Below are 22,282 nucleotides of genomic sequence, written 5' to 3' on the forward strand. Positions count from 1 at the left end.
TAGCCTTAACGAAGCGGAGTAGCGGCGCGGTGTGGCGACCGACGGCGGTGGCCGTCAGCCCAGCAGCTGCGGCGCGGCGATGATGAACACGAGACTGCCGATCATCGCGAGCGAGATGCCGAGCGTCGTCGTCGTTACGACGCGCCGCCGGTTCGATATCGGGAGCCTGGAGACGATCGACTCCGAGCAGACGCGCAGGATGTGGCCGCCGTCCAGCGGATACGTCGGCACGAGGTTGAACTGCCCGGCGACGAGGTTGATCCACCCGGTCCAGAACAGGAGGTTCGCGAGCAGGAACACGCCGCCGGTCCCGAGGACGCTCAGCGGGCCGGAGACGGTGAAGAAGTTCGTCGCGATGCCGGTGAACCCCGCGAAGTTGTACTGGAAGCCGAGCGCGGCCGTCGCGAACGGCAGGGCGATGGACGCCCCGACGAGCTGCGGGAAGGAGAGCGAGTCGAACCGCGTCTCCTCGGCCGGGTTCCCGCCGATGAGCGCGAGGAAGGTGTTCGCGGGGTAGGCCTGTATCCCGAAGTCGTTGACCGTGAACCCGCTGGTCCCGCGAGCGACGTAGTCGACGCCGATGCCCGGGTCGAGGTCGGAGCGTTCGGTCAGCGTGACGTCGTAGACCTGGCGTTCGCCGCCGGCGTAGCCGGTGATGCGCACCTGATCGCCGGGTTCGGCCCCGGAGAGCGACCCGAAGACGGCGCTGGCGTTGGGCGTCCGCTGGCCGTCGACGCTGGTGATGTAGAGAGCCTGGCCGACCGGCGCGCCCTCGGCGGCCAGCGGGCCGTCCTCGGAGACGAGCGCGTAACCGCCGACGGGCGTCGTGACCGTCTCGCCGTCGTCGAGCGTGAACGTCGCGACGCTCCGGTCTGCGACCGCGTCACGGAACTGCGTCGTCGTCCGCACCTCCGTCCCGTTCACCGCGACGACGGTCTGGTTGATGCCCAGCGGGCTCCCCTCGACGGCGCTGTTGACCACCACCGACCGGGTGACGGTTCTGGTCTCGCCGTCGCGGAGTCCGACCTCGACGGTGCCGCCGGCCCGCTCGAGGCGCCGGTCGAGTTCGCTGCTGTTCGCGACCGGCTGGCCGTCGACGGTCGTGATGACGGCGCCGCTGTCGATGCCGGCCTCGTCGGCCGGCGACTGGGGGAGCGTCCCGCCGATTGGGACGCCGCCGACGACGGAGATGGCGCCGACGACGGGACCGAACAACAGCGCCAGACACAGCAACGCGACGGCGAAGTTGTTGGTCACGCCGGCGACGTACATCCGGGCCTGCGCCCCGCGGTCGGCCTTCTGGACGCCCTCCTCGTCGGGCTCGACGAACGCGCCCAGCGGGACGAGCGCGACGCTCGCGATGCCCATCGACTCGATGTCGATGTCGCCCACCCGACACAGGAGGCCGTGGCCGCCCTCGTGGACCACGAGCGTGATGACGAACCCGGCGATGATCTCGGGTGCGACGGACAGCGGGAGGAAGTCGTTGACGCCCGGAATCACGAGGACGTTTCGGGGTTCGGTGAGCTGTGAGGGCTGGGGGTTGACCACGGCCTGATACGCGCCGAGGACGACCAGTAGGAACGACCCAACCATCACGACCAACGCGACGCCGAACCCGAGGTTGGTCCAGGCCCGCCAGAACCGCTTGGGTCTGGCCAGCCGCTCGAGGAGAATCTTCCCCTTCTGCGTGTGAATCGTCGTTATCGGACCGCTGAAACGGATGAAGTCGGGAACCACACCGCGGGCCTTCAGTGCCATCGCCACCAGCGTGTAGGCGACGACGCCGACGAGGACCCACGTGAGCGTGCTCACCATGTACCGGAACGTGGGGCCAGCAAAGCAAGAGGGTTCGGGTTCGGCCGCCTCCGTCGCCGGGTTTCCTCACCGGGCGGTGCGCCGCTTCCGGTCGCTACGCCTCGCGTCGCAACCGCTGTACGACGAAATCCCGGTCGAGTTTCGCGATGAACGGTCCGAGCTGTGGGCCCTCGGTGTCGTCGAACAGCAGGCGGTACCCGGCCGCGAAGAACTCGCCGATGTCGACGTCGTGGCGCTTGGCCGTCTCGTATATCTCGCCTTGAATCGCCTCGCCGTCGTGCCCCTCGGCGACGAAGGCCGCGAGGTCGTCGAGCGCGGCCTCGGTGGCGTCGTCGAACTCGGCGTCGGGCAGTTCGGCCCGCTTGAGTTCGTAGTCGAACTCGTTGTTCGTCCGCCGCGCCCAGTTGCGGGCGCGTTCGACGCGGGCCAGCGCGCCGTCGACGGCCCACTCGGGGGCGTCGTCGGGGATGTGGCCCTCCTTCCGGGCGATGTCCTCGCGAAGCGCGGGGTCGTCGGTCATCCCGAGGACGGCGGCGAAGGTGTAGGGGATGCGGACCCGTTCCTCGCGGGGGTCGTCGACGACCATCGGGTACGCGCGCTCGGCGCGCTCGACCTCGCTCTCGTCGCGTGGCTCGACCTCGCCGAAGTAGACGGCCTCGAAGCGGTCGAAGTCGTCGACCAGCCGGTCGACGCTCTCGACGGAGAAGTCACGCTGTTTCCGCGGGTTCTTCGTGAAGAAGTACCTGAACACCTCCGGTTCCAGTATCTCCAGCACCTCGTCGACGGTGACCACGTTGCCCGACGAGGAGGAGAGCGGTTCGCCTTCCAGCGTGAACCACTCGTACACCATCGGGACCGGGGGGTCGACGTCGAGGACGTTCCGGGCGATGTCCTCGCCGGAGGGCCACGAGCCCTCGGCGTGGTCCTTCCCGAACGGTTCGAAGTCGACACCCAGAATCTCCCACTGGGCGGGCCACTCGAACCGCCACGGGAGCTTGCCGTCCCGCAGGCCGGCGACGCCCTCGTGGCCACAGCCCTCGATGGTCTGGTCGCCCGCTTCTACGTCCTCGCAGACGTAGTGGACCTCGCCGGCCTCCAGGTCGACCGCTGTGACGCCCTCGGTGAGCTTTCCGCAGTTCTCACACTGGGGAACGAACGGGACGTACTCCTCGTCGACCTTGTTCTGGTACTCGGCCAGCACCTCGCGGGCGCGGTCCGCGCGTTCGAGGACGCGGCGGGTGACGGCCTCGAACTCGCCGGACTCGTACAGCTCGGTGTTCGAGACGAACTCGACGTCGACGCCGACCAGTTCGGCGCTCTTCTTCAGCAGGTTCGTGAAGTGCGCGCCGTAGGAGTCACAGCAGCCGAAGGGGTCCGGGATGTCCGTGTACGGCTTCCCGAGGTTACGGCCGAGGGCGCCGGCGTCCACCTCGCCCAGCCCGACGACGTTCCACTCCAGGTCGGCGAGTTGCCGGGGGACCTTCCGCAGGCGGTCCTTGTCGTCGGCGGTGAACACCTGTCGGACCTCGTGGCCCCGGTCGCGCAGGGCCTCGGCGACGAAGTACCCGCGCATGATCTCGTTGAAGTGGCCGATGTGAGGCACGCCCGACGGCGAGACGCCGCCCTTGATGACGATGGGGTCCGCGGGGTCGCGGGCCTCGACGGCGTCGGCGACGGCGTCGGCCCAGAAGGCGTGTTCGGAACTCCGGCCCACCTCGTAGGGGTCTAGCACCGTCTCACTCATCGTCGGGGAGGATGGTGGTACCGTCGTAGTCGCCGTCCAGTACGGCCCGTTCGACCGCGCTGGGGTCGCTACCGTCGACCACCGCGGCGGTGATGGACGAGCGCTTGAGCACCTTCGTCGCGAGCAGGTCGATGGGGGCGTTCGACCCGGCGGCGCCCAGCGACTCCCCGCGAGCGACCAGTTCGACGAGGTCCGAGGCCCGGATCTCGTCGTAGCGCTCGGCGTCGGGGTCCTCGTTGGGGTCGGCGTCGAACACGCCGGGGACCGACGTCGCGAACACGAGGCGGTCGGCGTCGACGTACTCGGCCAGCGCCGCGGCGACGGCGTCGGTGGTCTGGCCGGGGACGACGCCACCCATGACGGCGACGTCGTCGCGGTGGAGCGCCGACGCGGCCGCTTCGTAGTCGGTCGGGACCGACGGGGCGGCCACGTCGCCGTCGAGCGCAGACAGGAGGAGGCGGGCGTTCAGCCGCGTCGTGTCGATACCGAGCTGGTCGAGTTCGCCCTCGTTCGCGCCCAGCGAGCGGGCGGCCCCGATGTACTGACGAGCGACGGGGCCACCGCCGACGACGACGCCGAGCGTCTGGTCGGCGGCGACCAGCGACTCGACGACGTCGGCGTACGCGGCGACCCGGTCTGCATCCAGGTCCGGGACGAGGACGCTGCCACCGATAGAGACGACTGTCTTCATTGCCTCGCCGTAACCGCGATGCGTTCTTAAGGGTTATCAAGCCCGCTCACACGACCTACACCGCCGGACGGCAGACGGGCGTCTGACACGACACCAGCAACATACGCCGACAAATGTCCGGAAATCCGTTGAGAATGGGGTGTTTCACACCGTTCACTGTGCTCGTTTTCCGCCCCACGATTATAGCCTCAGATGCGATTATAAAACGTCTAAAAGATTCTGGAACCGTCGTAAAATATCCCTTTCACGCCGATTTGGCCTGAAAGGCCCCGAAGCGACGCGAAGCTTCCTTTCTTTATATACTCCCTCCGGCACAAGGCGTAGTCGAGGTGACAAAGATGAGCGCTACTGCAACGCCCTCCGGTGAGGAAGAGCCCTCCAAAGAACAGCGTCTCAAGTCCTTCCTCGCAGAGAAGGCCGCCGACGGTGAGATGTACTTCAAGAGCAAGTTCATCGCGGACGAGGTCGGCCTCTCCCCGAAAGAGATCGGCGCACTGATGGTGAAACTCAAGGACAGTGCCTCGGAGATCGAGGTCGAGAAGTGGTCGTACACGAGCGCGACCACCTGGCGCGTCGAACCCGCGTAACGTCGCTGTCTGGTGTCCGCCCGGCCCCAGCTACGGTCCCCCTGTTCTCCATCCGCGGGCACGGCATATTTGTGCCCGCACGCTGTACTGTTCGGTGATGAGTCGCCCTGCCGACGAACCTCCGTCGCCCGCCGACGTAGCGGGCGCGTTCCACGTGGCCGCCGTCCGTCAGGACGGCGACACGGTCCGCTACTTCGGTGACCCGCTGGTGCCGCCGGACACCGTCGTCGACGAACTCGCGCCGCTGTTCGCTCAGCGGGGGTTCGACCTCCGACTCGAACGCCAGTCCACAGCGGGGACGACCGACGGCGGGCACGACCTCGTCTCCGCACCGCCACAGCCGTACGCGCTCGTCGCGGAACCGGCGACCACGGGCCACGACGGCGTGCCGTGGCTCAACGTCGCCCTGCTGCTCGCGACCATCGGCTCGGCGCTGTACGTCGGCGCGAGCAGCTGGTACTACATCCCCGTCACCGAGCAGCCGCTCCGCGTCTTCGAGGCGTGGCCGTTCGTCGTCGCGATGCTCGGCGTGCTGGGCATCCACGAACTCGGCCACTACGCCGCCGCCCGCTACTATGGGGTCGACGTGACGCTCCCTTACTTCATCCCGTTCCCGTCCCTGCTCGGGACGATGGGTGCGGTCATCAACATCAAAGGGCAGATTCCCGACCGACGGGCGTTGTTCGACATCGGCGTCGCCGGACCGCTCGCGGGGCTGGTCGCGACGGTCGTGGTCACCGTCGTCGGTCTCACCCTCGAGCCCGTTCCCGTCCCCCAGAGCGTCCTCGACGGTGGCGCCGAGTACGCGTTCCGCTTCCACGACCCCTTGCTCATGCAGGGATTGCAGGGGTTCGTCGAGTTCGTCGGCTGGGGCGTCGAGTACGGCCCTAACGAGGCGGTCCATCCCGTCGTCTTCGCCGGCTGGGCCGGGATGTTCTTCACGTTCCTGAACCTCCTCCCCGTGGGACAGCTCGACGGCGGGCACATCGTCCGTGCCATCGTCGGGCAGCGACAGGAGACCCTCGCGGCGGCGGTTCCGGGCGCCCTGTTCGCGCTGGCCGGCTTCCTGTACCTGACGCGCGAGGCCCCGCCCATCGGGTTCGGCGTCTGGTCGCTGTGGGCGTTCTGGGGTCTGTTCGCGACCGGGTTGGCCTACGCCGGCCCCGCGCGGCCGATGGTCGACGAACCGCTCGACCGCCGGCGCACGCTCCTCGGCGTCGCCACGTTCGCGCTCGGTATCGCCTGCTTCACGCCCGTCCCGTTCGAGATCGTGCTCGCGTAAGCCGTCGCCACTCGCTCTCTCGATGGTCGTTCAAATCGCGTTAAATGACCCGATAAAGTGTCTCGGAACCGTTCGGCCGGCCTGACACCGCCTCGGTCCCTGTGGCGGTCGAATCCCGAGGGTGCATAAAACGTAACAGAACGCTAAGCGACGCGAACGGTCGGGGGTTTATACGTGACTGCGGGGCGTAGCCGGGAGTGGCCCATGAGTTCCTGCCACCGCGACGCCCCCACCGACGACTCTCCTACCGACCGCGAGCCCCCGGAGCTGACCCAGGAGGAACGCGCGGCGGCCGCCGCCAGAGCCGTCGAACAGGTCGCGACGGCGCTGGCACGCCAGCGCTAGTGCGAGTAGCCCCGGTCCGCGAGCGGGTCCCCGTCGAGCGTCACGCCCTCCTCGGTGACGGTCCCGATACGGTGTAGCGGACACGGGACCGCCGCCCGTGCCGCCGGGAGGTCCGCCGCCGGCACCGTACACACCAGTTCGAAGTCCTCGCCGAAGAACACGCCCAGTTCTCGGCGCTCTTCGGCGTCTTCGGCCACCGCGTCGACGGCGTCGGCTATCGGGAGCGGGCCCGAGAGGTCCGCGCCGCAGTCGCTGGCCGCACAGAGCTGATGCACCGACCGCGCCAGTCCGTCGCTCGAATCGAGCATCGCCGTCGCGTAGGACCGGAGCGCGACGCCCGCCCGCACCCGCGGCTCGAACCGGAACAGGTCGTTGGCCCGCTCGGTCTCGCCGCGCTCGAACAGGCGGAGGGCGGCCCCCGACCGACCCAGCGTCCCGGTGACACACAGCGCCTCTCCCGGGGAGGCCCCCGACCGGAGGACGGGGTCGTCGGCGTCGCCCAGCGCCGTCGTCGCGACGGTGAACTCCTCGTGCCCGTCCAGGTCGCCGCCGACGTACTCGGCGCCGACCGACTCGCAGACCTCGACGGCCCCGTCGAGGAACGCCGTCAGTTCGTCGGCGTCGAACGCGGGGGCGGCGTAGACGGCGACCGCGGCCGTCGCGTCGGCGCCCATCGACGCCACGTCCGACAGCGACGCACCGACCGCCCGCCAGCCGGCGGTGTAGCGGGTCGTCCCCGCGGGGAAGTCCGTCCGCTCGTGGAGCATGTCGGTGGTGACGACCTGCCCGTCGACCACGGCACAGTCGTCGCCGGCGGCCGGGAGGCGGTCGCCGACGAGCGCGAGCGCTGCCTGCTCGTCCATACGCGTGGGTCGTGGCCGGGGGGCAAAACCCCCGTGGATGTCCCGCCGTCGATACGTTGAAAGCCGAGACGCCCGACGGGCACCCTATGGACGGCAATCGGCTGGCGACGGTCGCGGGGTTCGCGGGGGCGTCGCTCGTCCTCGCCGTCCTCGTCTGGGTCGTCGGCGTCGACCGGACCCTGCGCGCGCTCCTCATGGCCGACCCCGGGGCACTGGCCGTCGTCGTCGGTATCGCGGTCGTCTGGCTGACCGCCTGGGGGATGGCCCTCTGGTCGGTCCTCCGGGCGCTCGGGACCGAGGTGCCCGCTCACACCGCCGTCCTCGTCTACGCGGCGGCCGTCTTCTCGAACAACGTCACCCCGTTCGGGCAGGCCGGCGGCGAACCGCTGTCGGCGCTGCTCATCTCCTCGGCGGCCGACAGCGAGTACGAGACGGGGCTGGCGGCCATCGCCAGCGTCGACACCGCCCACTTCGTCCCCTCCATCGGCTACGCCATCGTCGGGTTCACGTTCGTCGCAGCGGGCGCCGTCCGGTTGGGGCGGAACCTCGTGTTCGCCGCCATCGCCGTCGCCGTCCTCGCAGTGGGGCTGCCCGTCGCGGCGTACCTGGGGTGGCGCTACCGCTACGAACTCGAGGCCGCCGTCGTCAGGCTGTTCACGCCGGTCATCAAGCTGTTCGGCCGAGTCGTCCCCCGTCGGTCGCCGCCGACGACGGCCGTCATCGAGACGCGTATCGAGAGCTTCTTCGCGGCCATCGACCGCATCGCCACCGACCGGGCGACGCTGCTCCAGACGCTCGGCTTCTCCGCGCTCGGGTGGGCGTGTCTGGCGGCCTCGCTGTGGACGTCGCTGTACGCCGTCGGCCACACCGTCCCGGTGGCGACGGTGTTGCTCGTCGTCCCGGTCGGGAGCATCGCGAGCATCGTCCCGCTGCCCGGCGGGTCCGGCGCCATCGAGACGGTGCTGGTGACGCTGCTCGTCTCGACGGTGCCGCCGCTCGCCGGACCGGCGGCGGCGTCGGCGGTACTCATCCACCGCGGTGCGACCTACCTGCTCCCGACGCTCGTCGGCGCCGGCGTCGCGAGCGCCCTCGGCGCGGACCGTGCGGCGGCCAGCGCCGGGGAGTGAACGGTTCACGCCCGGAGCCGCGAACGATGCGCTTAAATGACGCCGACGGAAAGCAAGTGCCAATGACGACACTCTACGACGCGCCCGCCGAGGACCTCATCGAGGCCCTCACCGAGAAGCTCGAAGCCGAAGACGACATCGAGGCCCCCGAGTGGGTGGCCGTCGCCAAGACCGGCGTCGACCGCGAACTGCCGCCCGAGCAGGAGGACTTCTGGGCACGACGCGCCGCCAGCCTCCTCCGGAAGGTCGCCGTCGACGGTCCCGTCGGCGTCAGCTCGCTCCGCTCGGCGTACGGCACCTCGAAGCAGGGCACCACGCGCTACCGTGTCCGTCCCCACCAGAAGTCGAAGGGCTCGGGCAACATCATCCGCACCGCGCTCCAGCAGCTCGAGGATGCCGGCTACGTCGAGACCAGCGAGAACGACGGCCGCCGCGTCACCGGTGACGGGCAGGCGCTGCTGGACGACACGGCCGGTGAGGTCATCCAGGACCTCGACCGCCCGGAACTCGAACGCTACGCGTAACGCCGCTCTCTCCTGTTTGGCGGTCCGAAATCGTTTTCCGACCGTCACCGGTAGTTTCTGGTACTCATGAGTGGCGACCCCAGCGAGGAGGAACTCGACGAACTCCGCAAGAAGAAGATGGAACAGCTCAAGGAACAGCAGCAGGACGAAGGCGACGCTGAGGCCCAGCAGGCCGCTCAGGAACAGGCCGAAGCCCAGAAGAAGGCGGTGCTGCGCCAGCACCTCAGCGACGGCGCGCGCAAGCGGCTCAACACGGTCAAGATGTCGAAGCCGCAGGTCGGCGAGCAGGTCGAACAGCAGGTCGTCGCGCTGGCCCAGAGCGGCCGCATCCAGGACCAGATAGACGAAGAGCAGATGAAGGAACTCCTCTCGGAACTCACGCCCGACTCGAAGAGCTTCGACATCAAGCGCCGGTAGATGCACTGCGGACTGCTGTACAGTGCCGGCAAGGACTCGACGCTGGCGGCGCTCTTGTTGGACCCGTTCTACGACGTGACGCTGGTCAGTGGTACGTTCGGCGTCGTCGACCCGGACCCGGCCCGCGAGTCAGCCGCCGCGGTCGGGTTCGCCCACGAGACGGTCGAACTGGACCCCGACGTGGCCCACGCCGCCGTCGACCGGATGTACGAGGACGGCTACCCTCGCAACGGCATCCAGCAGGTCCACGAACACGCCGTCGAGAGAGTGGCCGCCGGCGGGTGGACAGACTCGCTCGACGCCGTCGCCGACGGGACCCGCCGGGACGACCGGGTGCCGACCGTCGACCGGCCGCTGGCCCAGAGCGTCGAGGACCGCTTCGACGTGGACTACCTCGCGCCGCTCGCGGGCGTCGGCCGCGGCGCCATCGACGCGATGGCCGCCGACCGCCTCGACGTGGAGTCGGGCCCGAGCGCCGAGATTCCGAAGGCCGACTACGAGGTGGAACTGCGGGCGCTGCTGGCCGACGAACACGGCGCGTCGGCCGTCGACGAGGTGTTCCCCGAGCACACGCAGTCCCGGGTCGTCGGACTGCGGTGAGTGTCCCCAGCGCTGCCCTCACGCACGGCGGCCGCCCGGTCCAGAACGGACAGGTTCAAGCGCGCCCTACCTGTACGCGGGTGTATGTACGACCGCGTCAAGGGCTTTCGCGACTTCTACCCCGAGGAGATGCAGGCGCGTCGCTGGGCCATGGACACGCTGGAGTCCGTGGCCAAGCGCTACGGCTTCCGTGAAATCGGGACGCCCGCGCTCGAACCGACGGAGATGTACACGGACAAGAGCGGCGAGGAGATCGTCGAGGAGCTGTACAGCTTCGAGGACAAGGGCGGCCGGAGCGTCGCGCTGACGCCGGAGCTCACGCCGACCGTCGCCCGGATGTTCGTCGAGAAGCAACAGGCGCTCTCGAAGCCGGTCAAGTGGGTCTCCACGCGCCCGTTCTGGCGCTACGAGCAGGTCCAGCAGGGCCGCTTCCGGGAGTTCTACCAGACCAACGTCGACATCTTCGGCTCGTCGGACCCCGCCGCCGACGCCGAGGTGCTGGCCGTCGCCGTCGACATGCTCACCGACCTCGGCCTCACGGACGAGGACTTCGAGATCCGCGTCTCCCACCGGGACATCCTCTCGGGCCTGCTCGACTCGTTCGACGCCGAGGTGGACACCCGCGAGGCCATCCGCGCCGTCGACAAGCGCGCGAAGGTCGACCGCGAGGAGTACCTCGACTCGCTGTACGAGACCGGCCTGAGCTACGACCAGGCCGAGGAGTTCGACGACCTGCTCCAGAGCGGGGAGAGCGAACTCGACGCGCTGGCCGAGCGCTCCGAGGCCGTCGCCGAGGCGACCGAGAACCTGCGTGCGGTCCTCGCGGCGACCGAGGACTTCGGGGTCCGGGACCACCTCACGCTGTCGCTGACCACCGCCCGCGGACTGGACTACTACACCGGCGTCGTCTTCGAGTGTTTCGACTCAACAGGCGAGGTCTCCCGGTCGGTGTTCGGCGGCGGCCGCTACGACGACCTCATCGAGGGCTTCGGCGGCCAACCGACCCCTGCGGTCGGGTTCGCGCCCGGCCACGCGACGCTCCAACTGCTCTGCCAGCGCGCCGGCGTCTGGCCCGAGGAGGCGCTGTCGACGGACTACTACGTCCTGCAGGTCGGCGACACCCGCGCCACCGCCGCTCGCATCGCTCGTGACCTGCGCGAGCTGGGCCACGTCGTCGAGTCGGACGTCGCCGACCGCTCGTTCGGCGCGCAGATGGGCTACGCCGACGGCATCAACGCCGAGACGGTGGTCATCGTCGGCGAACAGGACCTCGCGAACGACGAGGTGACGCTGAAGGAGATGGACGAGGGCGAGCAGGTCTCCGTGCCGGTCGACGACTTCCCCGGCGACCGCGACCGGCCGACGTTCGAGGACTACGTTTAGAGCGGCCGTTCCATCTCGTGTTCGGCCCGGTCGCGCAGGCGCGTCTCGAAGCCGACCTTGTCGTACAGTTTCATCGCGACGTGGTTGGTCCGCGAGACGGCCAGCCAGACGTGGTCAAGGCCGTTCTCCTGCCCGTAGCCGAGCAGCACCTCGATGAGCCGCGTCCCGATGCCGGCCGACTGGTATGCCGGGTGGACGAAGATGGCCAGCTCCGAGCCATCACCTTCCGGAACTAGGACGGCGTGGCCGACGGCGTCCTCGCCGTGCCAGACGACGACGTTCAGCCCCTCCTCGAGCAGCGTCTCGACCCACTCGCGTATCTGTTCCTCGCCCCGCGGCGGGACCCCCTGTGCGCGGGAGTCGGAGTCGAAGTCGGCGTACATCGACACGAGCGGCGTCGGGTCGCCGGCGTACGCCTCGACGTCGACGGTTCGACCGTCCTGGTCGGTGAACGTGACCGGTGGGCGCGGGAACTGACGGACCTTATCGGCGGACGGAGCCATTGTATAAGGGTACGGTGCGGACAGTCCTAAACCCGTTTATTTTGATTCAACGAGAGAATCTCGCCCTTCCCATGAGTGACGAGTGTTCCGACGCTCTATCGGAACCGAGGAGCGAATAGGGCGGGAGTGAATCGCCTGAATACTGTGCAACAAACCACTCGGCTTCTCTCTGGTGAATACATTACGCCACAAGAATTATTTGAATTGGGTGTCCTGAATCAGGTAAGGCCAAATGGAGTCTTATCTGCAAACCGGGTCCCACACAGTGCACGCGCTCCAATATCACTTCGTGACCGTCACGAAGTACCGCGCTGACATTCTTACCGATGAGCGATTGGAGCGTGTCGCTGAAATCGCCCACGACATTGCAGAAGACTTCAAGGCCGAAATCAAGAACGTGGACGGTGGTACCGACCACGTTCACATCCTGTTTCGGACCAAACCAACCACAGACCTCACGAAGTTCATCAACTCACTCAAAGGTGTCACCTCCCGCCGGGTTCGTAAGGAGTTCCCCGAAGTGACACAGACGCTCGAAGATGCGTTCTGGCAACCGGGGTACTTCCTCGCTACGACAGGCCAAGTGAGCATTGACGTGCTGATGGATTACGTGACCGACCAGTAGCATGACCGGGACTACCACGAAAACGCTGGAAGCTACGCTCGCCCCGCCGACAGCACACAAAGAGCGGAAACTGTGTGACCTAATCGACACCTACCGTGAGGGGCTACATGAGGCGTTTGACGCCGGGTGTGACACGATGAGCGCAACCAGCGACGTGGTGACGCCCTACAATCTGCCGTATCAGGCGAAAGCGGCACTGTGCAACTACGTCCCGAAACTGCACGACACCTACGACGCACAGGAGTTAGACGACGACCACCCGGTTCGGCTCACCAACCAAGCCGCCGAGTTCGACCACTCGGCGGCGCGTGACTGCGAGTTCACATGGTGGGCACCGCAACCCGGTCGCGGGACGAATTTCTGGATACCGCTTCGTATCAACCCCGAACAAGACGGTCTGTGGCACGACCTCATACACGGTGACGCTTCGGCGGGGCAACTCCGATTGCAACGCCACCGCACGTCGTGGACGCTCCACGTCACCGTCGAGTTTTCGGTCGACCAACCGGACTACGAACCGACAGACGACGATGTAACACCAGTCGGCTTCGACATCGGCGAAGCACACCTGCTCGCGGGCTGTGCCGGCGAGCAGGGGACTCCGACTGACCCACTGCTCATCAACGGTGGTCGCGCTCGGCATCTTCGCAAAGAGATGTTCACGACGCTCAAACGCCTCCAAGAGCGTGATGCCGCCGAGTGGCGGATTGACGAGCGATTCGGCTACTACCAGAACGCACTCACTGACATCATCGAGAAGGCGTCTCGACGTGCCGTCGAGTACGCCTCCCAGTTCGAGAAACCAGTCCTCGTACTGGAAGACCTCTCGGACATCCGTGAAGACCTCGATTACGGCGAGTGGATGAACCGACGCCTCCACACATGGGCGTTCGCTCGCCTCCAACAGCGCATCGAGGACAAAGCACGAGAGAACGGACTTCCGGTCAGATACGTGCGACCGGAGTACACGAGCCAGACGTGTCACGAGTGCGGCCACATCGGGCACCGGAACGGCGACGAGTTCCGGTGCCAGAACGAGGAGTGTTGGGTGTCGGAGTACCACGCAGACATCAACGCGGCGGTCAACATCGCTGACCGCCACGACCCGTGGGGTGAGAGCCTGCCGCTGAAACCGGCGGGCGATGACATCTCACGGGATGGGAGCGCCTGTGACAGCGCCACGACCCACCGAGAGACGAGCGAGGAACCCTCGCAGATGACCCTCTCGACTTTCCACGGGTCGGAACCCTCTGCCAGCAACAGCGAAACGTAGCTGGTATTCCCATGCCGGGAAGCCGCGCCGTTTACGGTGCGGAGGATGTCACCGTTCCCAGTGACCGGGAGTCGGGCCGCACAAGTGCCCGCGCGGCGAACGTCGCCCATGCGCGCCTATCGGGTCGCCTACGACGGCCGGCCGTACAACGGGTTCCAGCGCCAACCCGACGTCCCGACCGTCGAGGACGCACTGCTGGACGCGCTGGACCGACTCGGCGTCCGCGGACGCGCTGCGGGCCCCCCTGCGGGGTACGCCGCCGCCGGCCGGACCGACGCCGGCGTCTCCGCACTCGCCCAGACCGTCGCCTTCGAGGCCCCCGACTGGCTCTCGCCGGCGGCGTTCAACAGCGAACTGCCGGCGCGCGTCCGGGCGTGGGCCAGCGCCGACGTGCCCGCGGACTTCCATGCAACCCACGACGCCAGCGAGCGGACCTACGCCTACCACCTCTACGCGCCCGACGCCGACGACGGACGGGCGCGAGCCGCGTTCGCGGCGCTCCGTGGCGACCACGACTTCCACAACCTCACGCCCGACGACGACGGGACCGTCAGGGACCTCGACGGCGACCTCGTCCGCGACGGCGACTACCTCGTCCTCGAACTCCGGGCCGGCGGGTTCTGCCGGCAGTTGGTCCGGCGCGTCGTCGGCCTCGTCGCGGCGGTCGCCCGCGGCGAGTCGCCGCCGTCGAAGGTCGACCGGGTGCTCGACGATGCCCCACTCTCCGGCCCCGAGGGCGTCGCGCCCGCCCCGGCCTACCCGCTGGTCCTGACGGCCGTGACCTACCCCGGCGTCACGTTCTCGGTCGACCCCGACGCCCGGGCGAGCGCACGCGAGGTGTTCGGAGACCTGCGGGCCGAGCGCCAGACCGCGGCGAGAATCGCCGGGACCGTCCGCGACGGCCTGCCGTAGGCCGGAAAGGCTTACTTCGGCGCCTCGCCTAGGCCGGGCCATGAGTTCGGTACCCGCACGCAGCGACATCGACGAGAGCTACAAGTGGGACCTCGAGTCCCTCTTCGCCACCGACGAGGACTGGGAGGCCGCCTACGAGGAGGCCGAAGCCCTCATCGAGGACCTCGAAGCCTACGAGGGGCGGGCGACCGAGGACGCCGCGACCCTGCTGGCGACGCTGGAAACCTACGAAGAGCTGATGCGGACCGTCTCGAACGTCGCCTCCTACGCCCGGATGCGCAAGGACGAGGACACGACCGACGACACGTACCAGGCCCTGACCGCCCGCTCGCAGTCGCTCTCCTCTGACGCGAGCAGCGCCGCCTCGTTCCTCGAACCGGAGCTGCAGGACCTGGCGTGGGACGATGTCGAGGCGATGATGGACGCAGAACCGGACCTCGCGGCCTTCGAGCACTACTTCGACGACGTCCTGCGGATGAAGGAACACACCCGCTCGGCCGAGGTCGAGAACCTGCTGGCCGAACTGGGCGAGGTCACGGGTGCGCCCGGTGAGGTGTACAACATGCTGGCCAACGCCGACATGGAGTTCCCGACCGTCGAGGACCCCGACGGCGACGACCAGCCCATCACGCTCAACAACTTCACGACCCTCCAGAAACACCCCGACCGCGACTTCCGACAGCGGGTTTACGAGGCCTTCTACGACGAGTGGGAGGGGGTCCGCAACGCCGTGGGCACGGCCTACAAGAACGCCGTCAAGACCGACGTGAAGATGGCCCGGGCCCGCAACTACGACACCGCCCGCGAGGCCGCACTCGACGGGCCGAACGTCCCCGTCGAGGTGTACGACACGCTGGTCGACGCCGTCAACGACAACCTCGACACGCTCCACCACCACGCCGAACTGAAACGCGAGGCCATCGGCGCCGACGAGCTACGGATGTGGGACCTCTACACGCCACTCGTCCAGGAGGAGTCCCCCGAGATAGAGTACGAGCAGGCCTGTGAGTACGTCACCGAGGCCGTCGCGCCGCTGGGCGAGGAGTACCAGTCCCGGCTCGCGGAGGGTCTGGAGTCCCGGTGGGTCGACGTCTACGAGACGAAACACAAGCAGTCGGGCGCCTACTCCGGGGGCACCTACGACTCCCAGCCGTTCATCCTGATGAACTATCAGGACGACGTCGAGTCGATGTACACGCTGGCCCACGAACTGGGCCACTCGATGCACTCGGAGTACACCAGCGAGGAGCAACCGTTCGTCTACTCGGGCTACGAGATCTTCGTCGCCGAGGTCGCGAGTACGGTCAACGAGACGCTCCTGACCCACCACCTGCTGGAGACCGTCGAGGACGAGCGACTGCGCCGGCACGTCCTCAACGAATACCTCGAGCGGTTCCGGTCGACGCTGTACCGCCAGACCATGTTCGCCGAGTTCGAGCACAAGACCCACGAGATGGCCGAGAACGGCGAACCGCTGACGCCCGACAGGCTCGACGACCTCTACGCCGACCTCAAGGGTGAGTACTACGCCCCCGCCGAACTGGACGACCGCATCGCCCGCGAGTGGATGCGCATCCCGCACTTCTACCGGGCGTTCTACGTCTACCAGTACGCGACGGGCATCTCCGCCGCGGTGGCGCTGGTCGACGGTATCCTCGAGGAGGGCGAACCGGCCGCCGAGCGCTACGTCGACTTCCTCCGCAGCGGCTCCCGGGAGTACCCGCTGGACCTCCTGCGCGGCGCGGGCGTGGACATGGCCAGCCCCGACCCGGTGAACGCGGCGCTCTCGACGTACGGCGACTACCTCGACGAGTTCGAGCGCCTACTCTAGGGGGCTCTGCCGGAGGCGGCGGGTCGGCGACCGCTGGAGCGTATAAATACGTTTCACTCAGTACACCACCCAAAGGCACTTTGTGTCTCAACCGTGTAGTACCGGTCAGCCAAATGTCGCGTAGTCCCTCGCTTCCGGAGCGGCCACGGTTGGACCTCGACCCCGACATGACGCCCGAAGAGCGTCTGGAGGCACTCCGGGACCACTTCGAAGACATCGTCCGCGTCAACGAACAACTCACAGAACAGCTGAACGACGCCCGCGACCGCCGGGAGGACCTCACCGACGAGGTCGACCAGCTCGAGCGGGAGAACGAGACGCTGAAGACCTCCTCGCTGTACATCGCGACGGCCGAGGAGCTCACCGACGACGGCGTCGTCGTCAAACAGCACGGCAACAACCAGGAGGTTCTCACCGAGGTCTCTCCCTCTATCCGCGACTCGCTCGAGGCGGGCGACCGCGTCGCCATCAACGACTCCTTCTCGGTCAAGCAGATCCTCGACCCCGAGACCGACGCCCGCGCACAGGCCATGCAGGTCGACGGGTCGCCGGACGTCACCTACGACGACATCGGCGGTCTCGAGGAGCAGATCCGCGAGGTCCGCGAGGCCGTCGAGGAACCGCTCGTCAACGCCCAGCAGTTCCGCGACGTGGGCATCGAGCCGCCGAGCGGCGTCCTGCTGCACGGCCCGCCCGGGACGGGCAAGACGATGCTGGCGAAGGCCGTCGCCAACGAGACCGACGCCACGTTCATCAAGATGGCCGGCTCCGAACTGGTCCGGAAGTTCATCGGCGAGGGCGCGCGACTCGTCCGCGACCTGTTCGAACTGGCCAGCGAGCGCCAGCCGGCCATCATCTTCATCGACGAGATAGACGCCATCGCGGCCAAACGGACCGAGTCGAAGACCAGCGGGGACGCCGAGGTCCAGCGGACGATGATGCAGTTGCTCTCGGAGATGGACGGGTTCGACGACCGGGGCGAGATCCGCATCATCGCCGCCACGAACCGCTTCGACATGCTCGACCGCGCCATCCTCCGGCCCGGCCGGTTCGACCGCCTCATCGAGGTGCCCAACCCCGACGTCGCGGGTCGCGAGCGCATCCTCGAGATCCACACCGCGGAGATGAACCTCTCGGAGGACGTCGACCTGCGAGCGATGGCCCGCGAGACAGACGGGCTCTCCGGCGCGGAACTGGCCTCGCTGGCGACCGAGGCCGGGATGTTCGCCATCCGCGACCAGCGCACCACCGTCGAACAGCGGGACTTCCGCGACGCCTACGAGAAGATCTCGCAGGACGAGGAGACGGGCAGCCAGCCCGTCGCCTTCGCCTGACCGTCACCTCGTACTCCGTCAGGTGGCCCTCGGCCACCGCCACACGCTCACTTTTTCATCGGTCGCTGGCACCACGCGAGACGACGTAGTCCCGTCCGCGGAACGTGTACCGACGCGTGTCACGCTCGTCGCCGACCACGCTGTCGACGACGTGGGCGTCCGTGCGGACCACCACCCGGTCGACGTCGGCCGAGAGGAAGGGGAGGGCGTTCCTGAGGCCGCGTCCGTCGCCCCCGAACCGGTTGGGTCGCATCACCTGCTCGGCGATGACGCGCTCGCCGCCGGTCTCGGCGTACCGGAGCGTGAACGTCGCGTCGGGCGGGTGGTCGTCGTCGGCGTACCGCTCGCTCGTCACCGTGACCGTCGTCCCGTCGCGCTCGCTGGTCACGTCCGCCGTGGGCACGACCGTCGCGGGTTCGCCGACGAGTTCGACCAGCGCGCCGCTCTCAGGTTCGGGGTGGCCGTAGTCGGCGACGGCGGCGTACTCGCCGCCGCCGAGGTACCCGCGCGTGAGGCCACCGTGACAGTCCTGCCCGGTCGGCACTCCCTCGCCGTTGAACGCTCGGAGCGGCCACTGCTCCTGACTGCCCGGCGACAGGAGCCGGCAGTCGGAGGTGTGTAGCCACGGCCCGACGTGGAACCACTCGCCGTCGACGAGCTTGTAGAGGTTCCAGTGGCCACACTGGAGGCGCTCGTGGCTGTGGTTGACCACCTCGAACTCGACGAGGCCGTCGAGTTCGACACGCTCGGCCGAGGGGCGGACGAACGCGACCGTCTCGGCGTCGGCCTCGTGGTACCACTGGACGTCGCCGTCGCCAGGGAACGCGGGGAGCGACCGCCCGGCGAAGCGCGACTCGGCTGCCGGGCCGGGGCGTGTCGTGTCCCAGACGGTCAGCGCCGCCCCCTCACTGAACTCGTAGGTGCCGGTCGGTCGCCCGGGCATGCCCGGCGACCCGACCACCTCGTACTCCAGTTGGACCCATTCACCGGGGACCAGCCGACGGGTATCGGTCATCCACGGGCCGACGTCTTCGACCCGCCAGTAACCCGTCTCGTCGCGGACGACGTCCGGGACCGTCGCCGCGAGGTCGTTGTTCTCGGTCGGCGCGAGGTGGAGGCTGGCCTCGTGGTCGTAGCCACGCGGTTGGCGGGCGTGGACCCCGCCGATGGCAGGAATCCGCTGCACCCGGAACGTGTTCTCGAAGTCGTTCCCGTTCCTGAGCCACCCCCGGAGCCGGGCCGGGTGGTCGGCCGTCGCGGTGCGGTCGAACCACAGGGCCACCCGTCCGCCGTCGTCCGCGCGGATGTACGGCGAGAGCGCATAGGTCCGCGGTCCGGTCTCCAGATCGACCACGTGAGATGGCTCTTCCGGCCGTGGCGGGTCACCGGTCCGCCGGTCAGTCCCGGTGTCCCGCTGTGGCTGTGAGTGCTCGGTCGCGTCTGTCTCCGGCGGGTCGACCGCCGTGTGTGTCGGGTCGCCCCCGCCGTCGCCGAACGAACAGCCCGCGAGCCCGGCTCCGGCGGCAGCGAGCGAGGTGAGGAGGGCACGTCGTCGCATGGTCCCGGAGTCGTCCCCTCGTAGTAAACGCTTTCTGGACGGTCAACCGCAGTTTGAGCGACGCGACGCCGCGCGATTTAAGCCACCCCGCCCGGTAGCGGGTCGCGTGCACGAACGCGGCCACACACGTCGGGCGTTCCTCGCCGGCCTCGGCACCGCCGTCGCCGGGTCGCTGGCCGGCTGCCAGTCCGGGTTCGACCCGCTGGCGTCGACGTCGTCGGACGAGTTCGCGGCGACGCAGTTCCGGCAGGGGCTCCTGAATCGGGGGTACACCGACCGAGCGATTCCGACGAGCGTCGAGAAAGCGTGGGAACTCCCCACCAACCGCGGCGACCACACCGCGGCGAAGGGGAGTCCCGTGTTGGCGCCGACGGGTGACCTCGTCGTCGCCGACGACACCGGCCGGGTGCGAGCTATCTCCACCGACGGCGAGGTGAAGTGGGCGACGACCATCACGCAGGCGGGTCGCGGGAGCCACGGCACCGCGGCCATCGCCAACGAGACCGCGTACGTCGGCGCCTACGACGGCGCGCTGTCGGCACTCGACCTAACGACCGGGAAGCGGCGCTGGCGGACCGACCTCGGCGACGCCATCGGCGCGAGTCCGACCTACTACAACGGCGTGCTGTACGTCGCCGTCGAACACGCGGCCCCCAGCGGGAGCGTCGCGGCCGTCGACGCCGCCACCGGCAGCGTGCAGTGGCGCGACTCGTGGCCGACGAACCACCCACACTCGACGGTGGCGCTCTCCCGGGACGACGGTCGCCTGCTGTTCGGGTCGAACGACGGCCACGTCTACGCGTGGTCGTTCCCCGACCTCGAACGCGCTTGGACCCACGACACCGGCGGCGACGTGAAGGCGCCCATCGCCGTCGCCGACGGGCTCGCCGTCGTCCCGTCGTGGGCCGGCACGGTCACCGCGCTGAACGTTGCCGATGGCTCCGTCGAGTGGGAGTTCGAGGCCGACGCCGACCTGATGTGTGCGCCGGCCGTCGATTCGGGCACCGTCTACGTCGGGAGTCACGACGACAACCTCTACGCGATCGACCTCGACAGCGGCGAGGAGCGGTGGCGCTTCGACACCGACGGGTGGCTCATCGGGAGCGCCGTCGCTACGCCCGACAACGTCCTCGTGGGGTCGTACACGTCGGCGCTGTACGCGCTCGAGCGGGAGACCGGCGACGTGACGTGGGCCGTCGACAACCGCGGGCACGTCACGAGCGCGCCGCTGGTCACCGAGGACGCCATCTACTACACGGAACGGGCGGTCGACGGCGACGCCGACCGGCCGGGGCACCTCTACAAACTAGTTCCCAACTGACAGCCCGACTTCTCCCCAGTGCCGCCACTTCCGAGACCTCCCATGTTAGCCGCTCATCAGGGGACGGTCCAGCGAGGCCGTCTGGTGGTCGGCAGTGGAGATAGCTTGACGCATCGCGGCTGCGAGCGTTCTTAGTCCGACTCGGCGGTGGCGTCGTGGCTCGCGGTGGCCTGCACGTCGGCGCCGTCGGCGTGGAACTCCCCGAGCGTGTTGTACAGACCTCGCTCGTAGATGTCCGGTTCCTTGCTGATGCCGATGTGCGAGCCGATCTTGGCGTCGGCCCAGTAGGCGCTGTGTGGCCCCTCGAACAGGCGCTTGAGCAGTCGCGGGGCGACGTCCATCTTCACCCACCCGTCGTCGTAGTCGTCGGTGTCGAGGTCCCGCGTGTAGTCGAACCCGCTGCCGTCCATCGACAGTTCGAGACAGACGCCGTCGACCAGCGGAATCAGCACCGTCGTATCCGTCTCGTAGCCGATGCGGGCGCGCTTGCCCTCCATGTTCTCGTAGGCCAGCGGGACGTACGCCCGGAACTCGTCGAGGGTCGGCATCGGGTCCGACTCGTAGTCGAACTCGCGTGGGGCCAGTTCTTCCTCGATATACCGCTGTTTCGCCTCGGGGTCGACCGGCTCGAACGGGGCCGACCGCTCGCCCGTCGTCACGTCGATGTGCTCGCCGGAGTTGAGGAAGACGCACTCGTGGGCGTCGTCGGTGTTGGCCTCGAAGAAGGCCTTCGCGTCCTTCCGCGGCGGGTTGGCGGTGTACTCGTTGAGGTGTGCGAGATCACCCGCGAGGACGTACTCGCCCGCGAAGGGCATGTAGTAGGTCGGTTCGAACAGCTCGATGAAGTTCAGCGCGAGTTCGTGTTTCTCCTGGATGACCCGGTCGCGCTCGGCGACCTTCTCCTCGTGGTCGTAGTTCGTCACCGCCTGCGGGTAGAACTGCGCGGCGCTGTACTGGTGACACAGCATGTCGACCTCGCCGTAGTCCGTCTTGATCTTCTCGCAACTGGGCTCTGCGATGGGGTACGGGCAGTCGTTCGTGTTGACGAGCGTCTCCTCGCCGTCGTCGATGACCGCCATCGAGTCCACCTGCGTCGACCCGGTCTGGTCGGCCTCCGTGTCGTACCACGTACACCCGAAGAAGTTGCCACAGCGCTCGGGGTCACAGCCGTCGGCCGCGAGGACGTTGATGTGGGTGTCGCCGCCGAGGTGGGTCCGCTCGTCGTGCGGGAGCTCTATCGCCTCGAACCCGAGGTCCTCGACGGCCTCCTTGAGGTAGTCCCAGCGGTAGTCGTGGATGAGCACCGGGATGTCCGTGTCCATCCGCTCCAGCGTCTCCGGGTGGAAGTGGTCCGGATGGACGTGGGAGACGTAGATGTAGTCGACGTGATTGAAGTCCTCAGGCTCGAACTCCGGGGCCGGGTAGTGGGCCCACGACCCGTAGTACGCGCCGTCGACGAGCCACGGGTCACACAGCACGGCCACGTCGTCCGTCTCGACCAACACCGCCGCCGATTCCAGATACGTCACTTGCATTGCCGGGGG

At 68.2% G+C, this 22,282-nt stretch carries 21 protein-coding genes; 14 read left to right on the forward strand and 7 right to left on the reverse strand.

Features of this window, described 5'->3' with window-relative positions; all coding sequences use genetic code 11:
* Positions 1-54 precede the first annotated feature (54 nt).
* From ACV7GQ_RS00950 to pyrH, 3 genes are all read right to left on the reverse strand, one after another.
* On the reverse strand, positions 55-1,818 hold the full coding sequence (locus ACV7GQ_RS00950; RefSeq protein ID WP_470311692.1) for a site-2 protease family protein: 1,764 nt from the start codon (positions 1,816-1,818) through the stop codon (positions 55-57).
* A gap of 94 nt (positions 1,819-1,912) precedes the next feature.
* Positions 1,913-3,562, reverse strand: a complete 1,650-nt coding sequence (gene lysS, locus ACV7GQ_RS00955; protein WP_470311693.1) for a lysine--tRNA ligase — start codon at positions 3,560-3,562, stop codon at positions 1,913-1,915.
* Entirely contained in the window at positions 3,555-4,253 is a 699-nt protein-coding gene (gene pyrH / locus ACV7GQ_RS00960; protein ID WP_470311694.1) for a UMP kinase, read from the reverse strand. Before pyrH ends, lysS begins: the two co-directional genes overlap by 8 nt.
* A 338-nt stretch (positions 4,254-4,591) precedes the next feature.
* Here pyrH and ACV7GQ_RS00965 point away from each other — a divergent pair, with 338 nt between their 5' ends.
* The 3 genes from ACV7GQ_RS00965 to ACV7GQ_RS00975 all read left to right on the forward strand — a co-directional run bounded on the left by ACV7GQ_RS00965 (position 4,592) and on the right by ACV7GQ_RS00975 (position 6,467).
* Positions 4,592-4,840 (forward strand): DUF7123 family protein, encoded by a 249-nt coding sequence (locus tag ACV7GQ_RS00965; RefSeq protein WP_220619046.1) that lies wholly within the window; start codon positions 4,592-4,594, stop codon positions 4,838-4,840.
* 97 nt (positions 4,841-4,937) lie between these two features.
* Positions 4,938-6,122, forward strand: a complete 1,185-nt coding sequence (locus ACV7GQ_RS00970; RefSeq protein WP_470311695.1) for a site-2 protease family protein — start codon at positions 4,938-4,940, stop codon at positions 6,120-6,122.
* Positions 6,123-6,326: 204 nt separating this feature from the next.
* Positions 6,327-6,467 (forward strand): hypothetical protein, encoded by a 141-nt coding sequence (locus ACV7GQ_RS00975; RefSeq protein ID WP_470311696.1) that lies wholly within the window; start codon positions 6,327-6,329, stop codon positions 6,465-6,467.
* Here ACV7GQ_RS00975 and thiL read toward each other — a convergent pair.
* The gene (gene thiL, locus ACV7GQ_RS00980) at positions 6,464-7,330 is read right to left on the reverse strand and encodes a thiamine-phosphate kinase (protein WP_470311697.1); all 867 of its coding nucleotides are present in this window, start codon (positions 7,328-7,330) and stop codon (positions 6,464-6,466) included. The two genes, ACV7GQ_RS00975 and thiL, sit on opposite strands and share 4 nt — an antisense overlap.
* Before the next feature lie 86 nt (positions 7,331-7,416).
* Between thiL and ACV7GQ_RS00985 the strand changes: the two genes are divergently transcribed.
* From ACV7GQ_RS00985 to hisS, 5 genes are all read left to right on the forward strand, one after another.
* A complete protein-coding gene (locus ACV7GQ_RS00985; protein ID WP_470311698.1) occupies positions 7,417-8,457 on the forward strand; it encodes a lysylphosphatidylglycerol synthase transmembrane domain-containing protein in 1,041 nt (346 codons plus the stop codon).
* Between the two features lie 62 nt (positions 8,458-8,519).
* A complete protein-coding gene (locus ACV7GQ_RS00990; RefSeq protein WP_470311699.1) occupies positions 8,520-8,981 on the forward strand; it encodes a 30S ribosomal protein S19e in 462 nt (153 codons plus the stop codon).
* 66 nt (positions 8,982-9,047) lie between these two features.
* The gene (locus ACV7GQ_RS00995; protein WP_470311700.1) at positions 9,048-9,398 is read left to right on the forward strand and encodes a DNA-binding protein; all 351 of its coding nucleotides are present in this window, start codon (positions 9,048-9,050) and stop codon (positions 9,396-9,398) included.
* Positions 9,399-9,998 (forward strand): DUF7411 family protein, encoded by a 600-nt coding sequence (locus ACV7GQ_RS01000; RefSeq protein ID WP_470311701.1) that lies wholly within the window; start codon positions 9,399-9,401, stop codon positions 9,996-9,998.
* A gap of 84 nt (positions 9,999-10,082) precedes the next feature.
* The gene (hisS, locus tag ACV7GQ_RS01005) at positions 10,083-11,381 is read left to right on the forward strand and encodes a histidine--tRNA ligase (protein ID WP_470311702.1); all 1,299 of its coding nucleotides are present in this window, start codon (positions 10,083-10,085) and stop codon (positions 11,379-11,381) included.
* On the opposite strand, the gene ACV7GQ_RS01010 is transcribed toward hisS, so the two are convergent.
* Positions 11,378-11,884 (reverse strand): GNAT family N-acetyltransferase, encoded by a 507-nt coding sequence (locus ACV7GQ_RS01010; RefSeq protein ID WP_470311703.1) that lies wholly within the window; start codon positions 11,882-11,884, stop codon positions 11,378-11,380. The genes hisS and ACV7GQ_RS01010 overlap by 4 nt on opposite strands.
* Positions 11,885-12,116: 232 nt before the next feature.
* Between ACV7GQ_RS01010 and tnpA the strand changes: the two genes are divergently transcribed.
* From tnpA to pan2, 5 genes are all read left to right on the forward strand, one after another.
* Entirely contained in the window at positions 12,117-12,509 is a 393-nt protein-coding gene (tnpA, locus tag ACV7GQ_RS01015) for an IS200/IS605 family transposase (RefSeq protein WP_470311704.1), read from the forward strand.
* Between the two features lies 1 nt (position 12,510).
* The gene (locus ACV7GQ_RS01020) at positions 12,511-13,782 is read left to right on the forward strand and encodes an RNA-guided endonuclease TnpB family protein (protein ID WP_470311705.1); all 1,272 of its coding nucleotides are present in this window, start codon (positions 12,511-12,513) and stop codon (positions 13,780-13,782) included.
* Positions 13,783-13,890: 108 nt separating this feature from the next.
* Positions 13,891-14,694, forward strand: coding sequence for a tRNA pseudouridine(38-40) synthase TruA (gene truA / locus ACV7GQ_RS01025; protein ID WP_470311706.1), 804 nt, complete (start codon positions 13,891-13,893; stop codon positions 14,692-14,694).
* 40 nt (positions 14,695-14,734) lie between these two features.
* Positions 14,735-16,525 carry an oligoendopeptidase F gene (pepF, locus tag ACV7GQ_RS01030; protein WP_470311707.1) on the forward strand — a complete coding sequence of 597 codons (1,791 nt, stop codon included), beginning with the start codon at positions 14,735-14,737 and terminating at the stop codon, positions 16,523-16,525.
* A 113-nt stretch (positions 16,526-16,638) separates the two neighbouring features.
* Positions 16,639-17,859 (forward strand): proteasome-activating nucleotidase Pan2, encoded by a 1,221-nt coding sequence (gene pan2, locus ACV7GQ_RS01035; RefSeq protein WP_470311708.1) that lies wholly within the window; start codon positions 16,639-16,641, stop codon positions 17,857-17,859.
* A 55-nt stretch (positions 17,860-17,914) separates the two neighbouring features.
* On the opposite strand, the gene ACV7GQ_RS01040 is transcribed toward pan2, so the two are convergent.
* A complete protein-coding gene (locus ACV7GQ_RS01040) occupies positions 17,915-19,417 on the reverse strand; it encodes a hypothetical protein (protein ID WP_470311709.1) in 1,503 nt (500 codons plus the stop codon).
* Between the two features lie 106 nt (positions 19,418-19,523).
* Here ACV7GQ_RS01040 and ACV7GQ_RS01045 point away from each other — a divergent pair, with 106 nt between their 5' ends.
* On the forward strand, positions 19,524-20,738 hold the full coding sequence (locus ACV7GQ_RS01045; RefSeq protein WP_470311710.1) for an outer membrane protein assembly factor BamB family protein: 1,215 nt from the start codon (positions 19,524-19,526) through the stop codon (positions 20,736-20,738).
* Positions 20,739-20,869: 131 nt separating this feature from the next.
* Here ACV7GQ_RS01045 and ACV7GQ_RS01050 read toward each other — a convergent pair whose 3' ends face one another.
* Positions 20,870-22,273 (reverse strand): MBL fold metallo-hydrolase, encoded by a 1,404-nt coding sequence (locus ACV7GQ_RS01050; protein WP_470311711.1) that lies wholly within the window; start codon positions 22,271-22,273, stop codon positions 20,870-20,872.
* Positions 22,274-22,282: the final 9 nt, after the last annotated feature.

This window comes from Haloarcula sp. MBLA0163, from assembly GCF_055632435.1.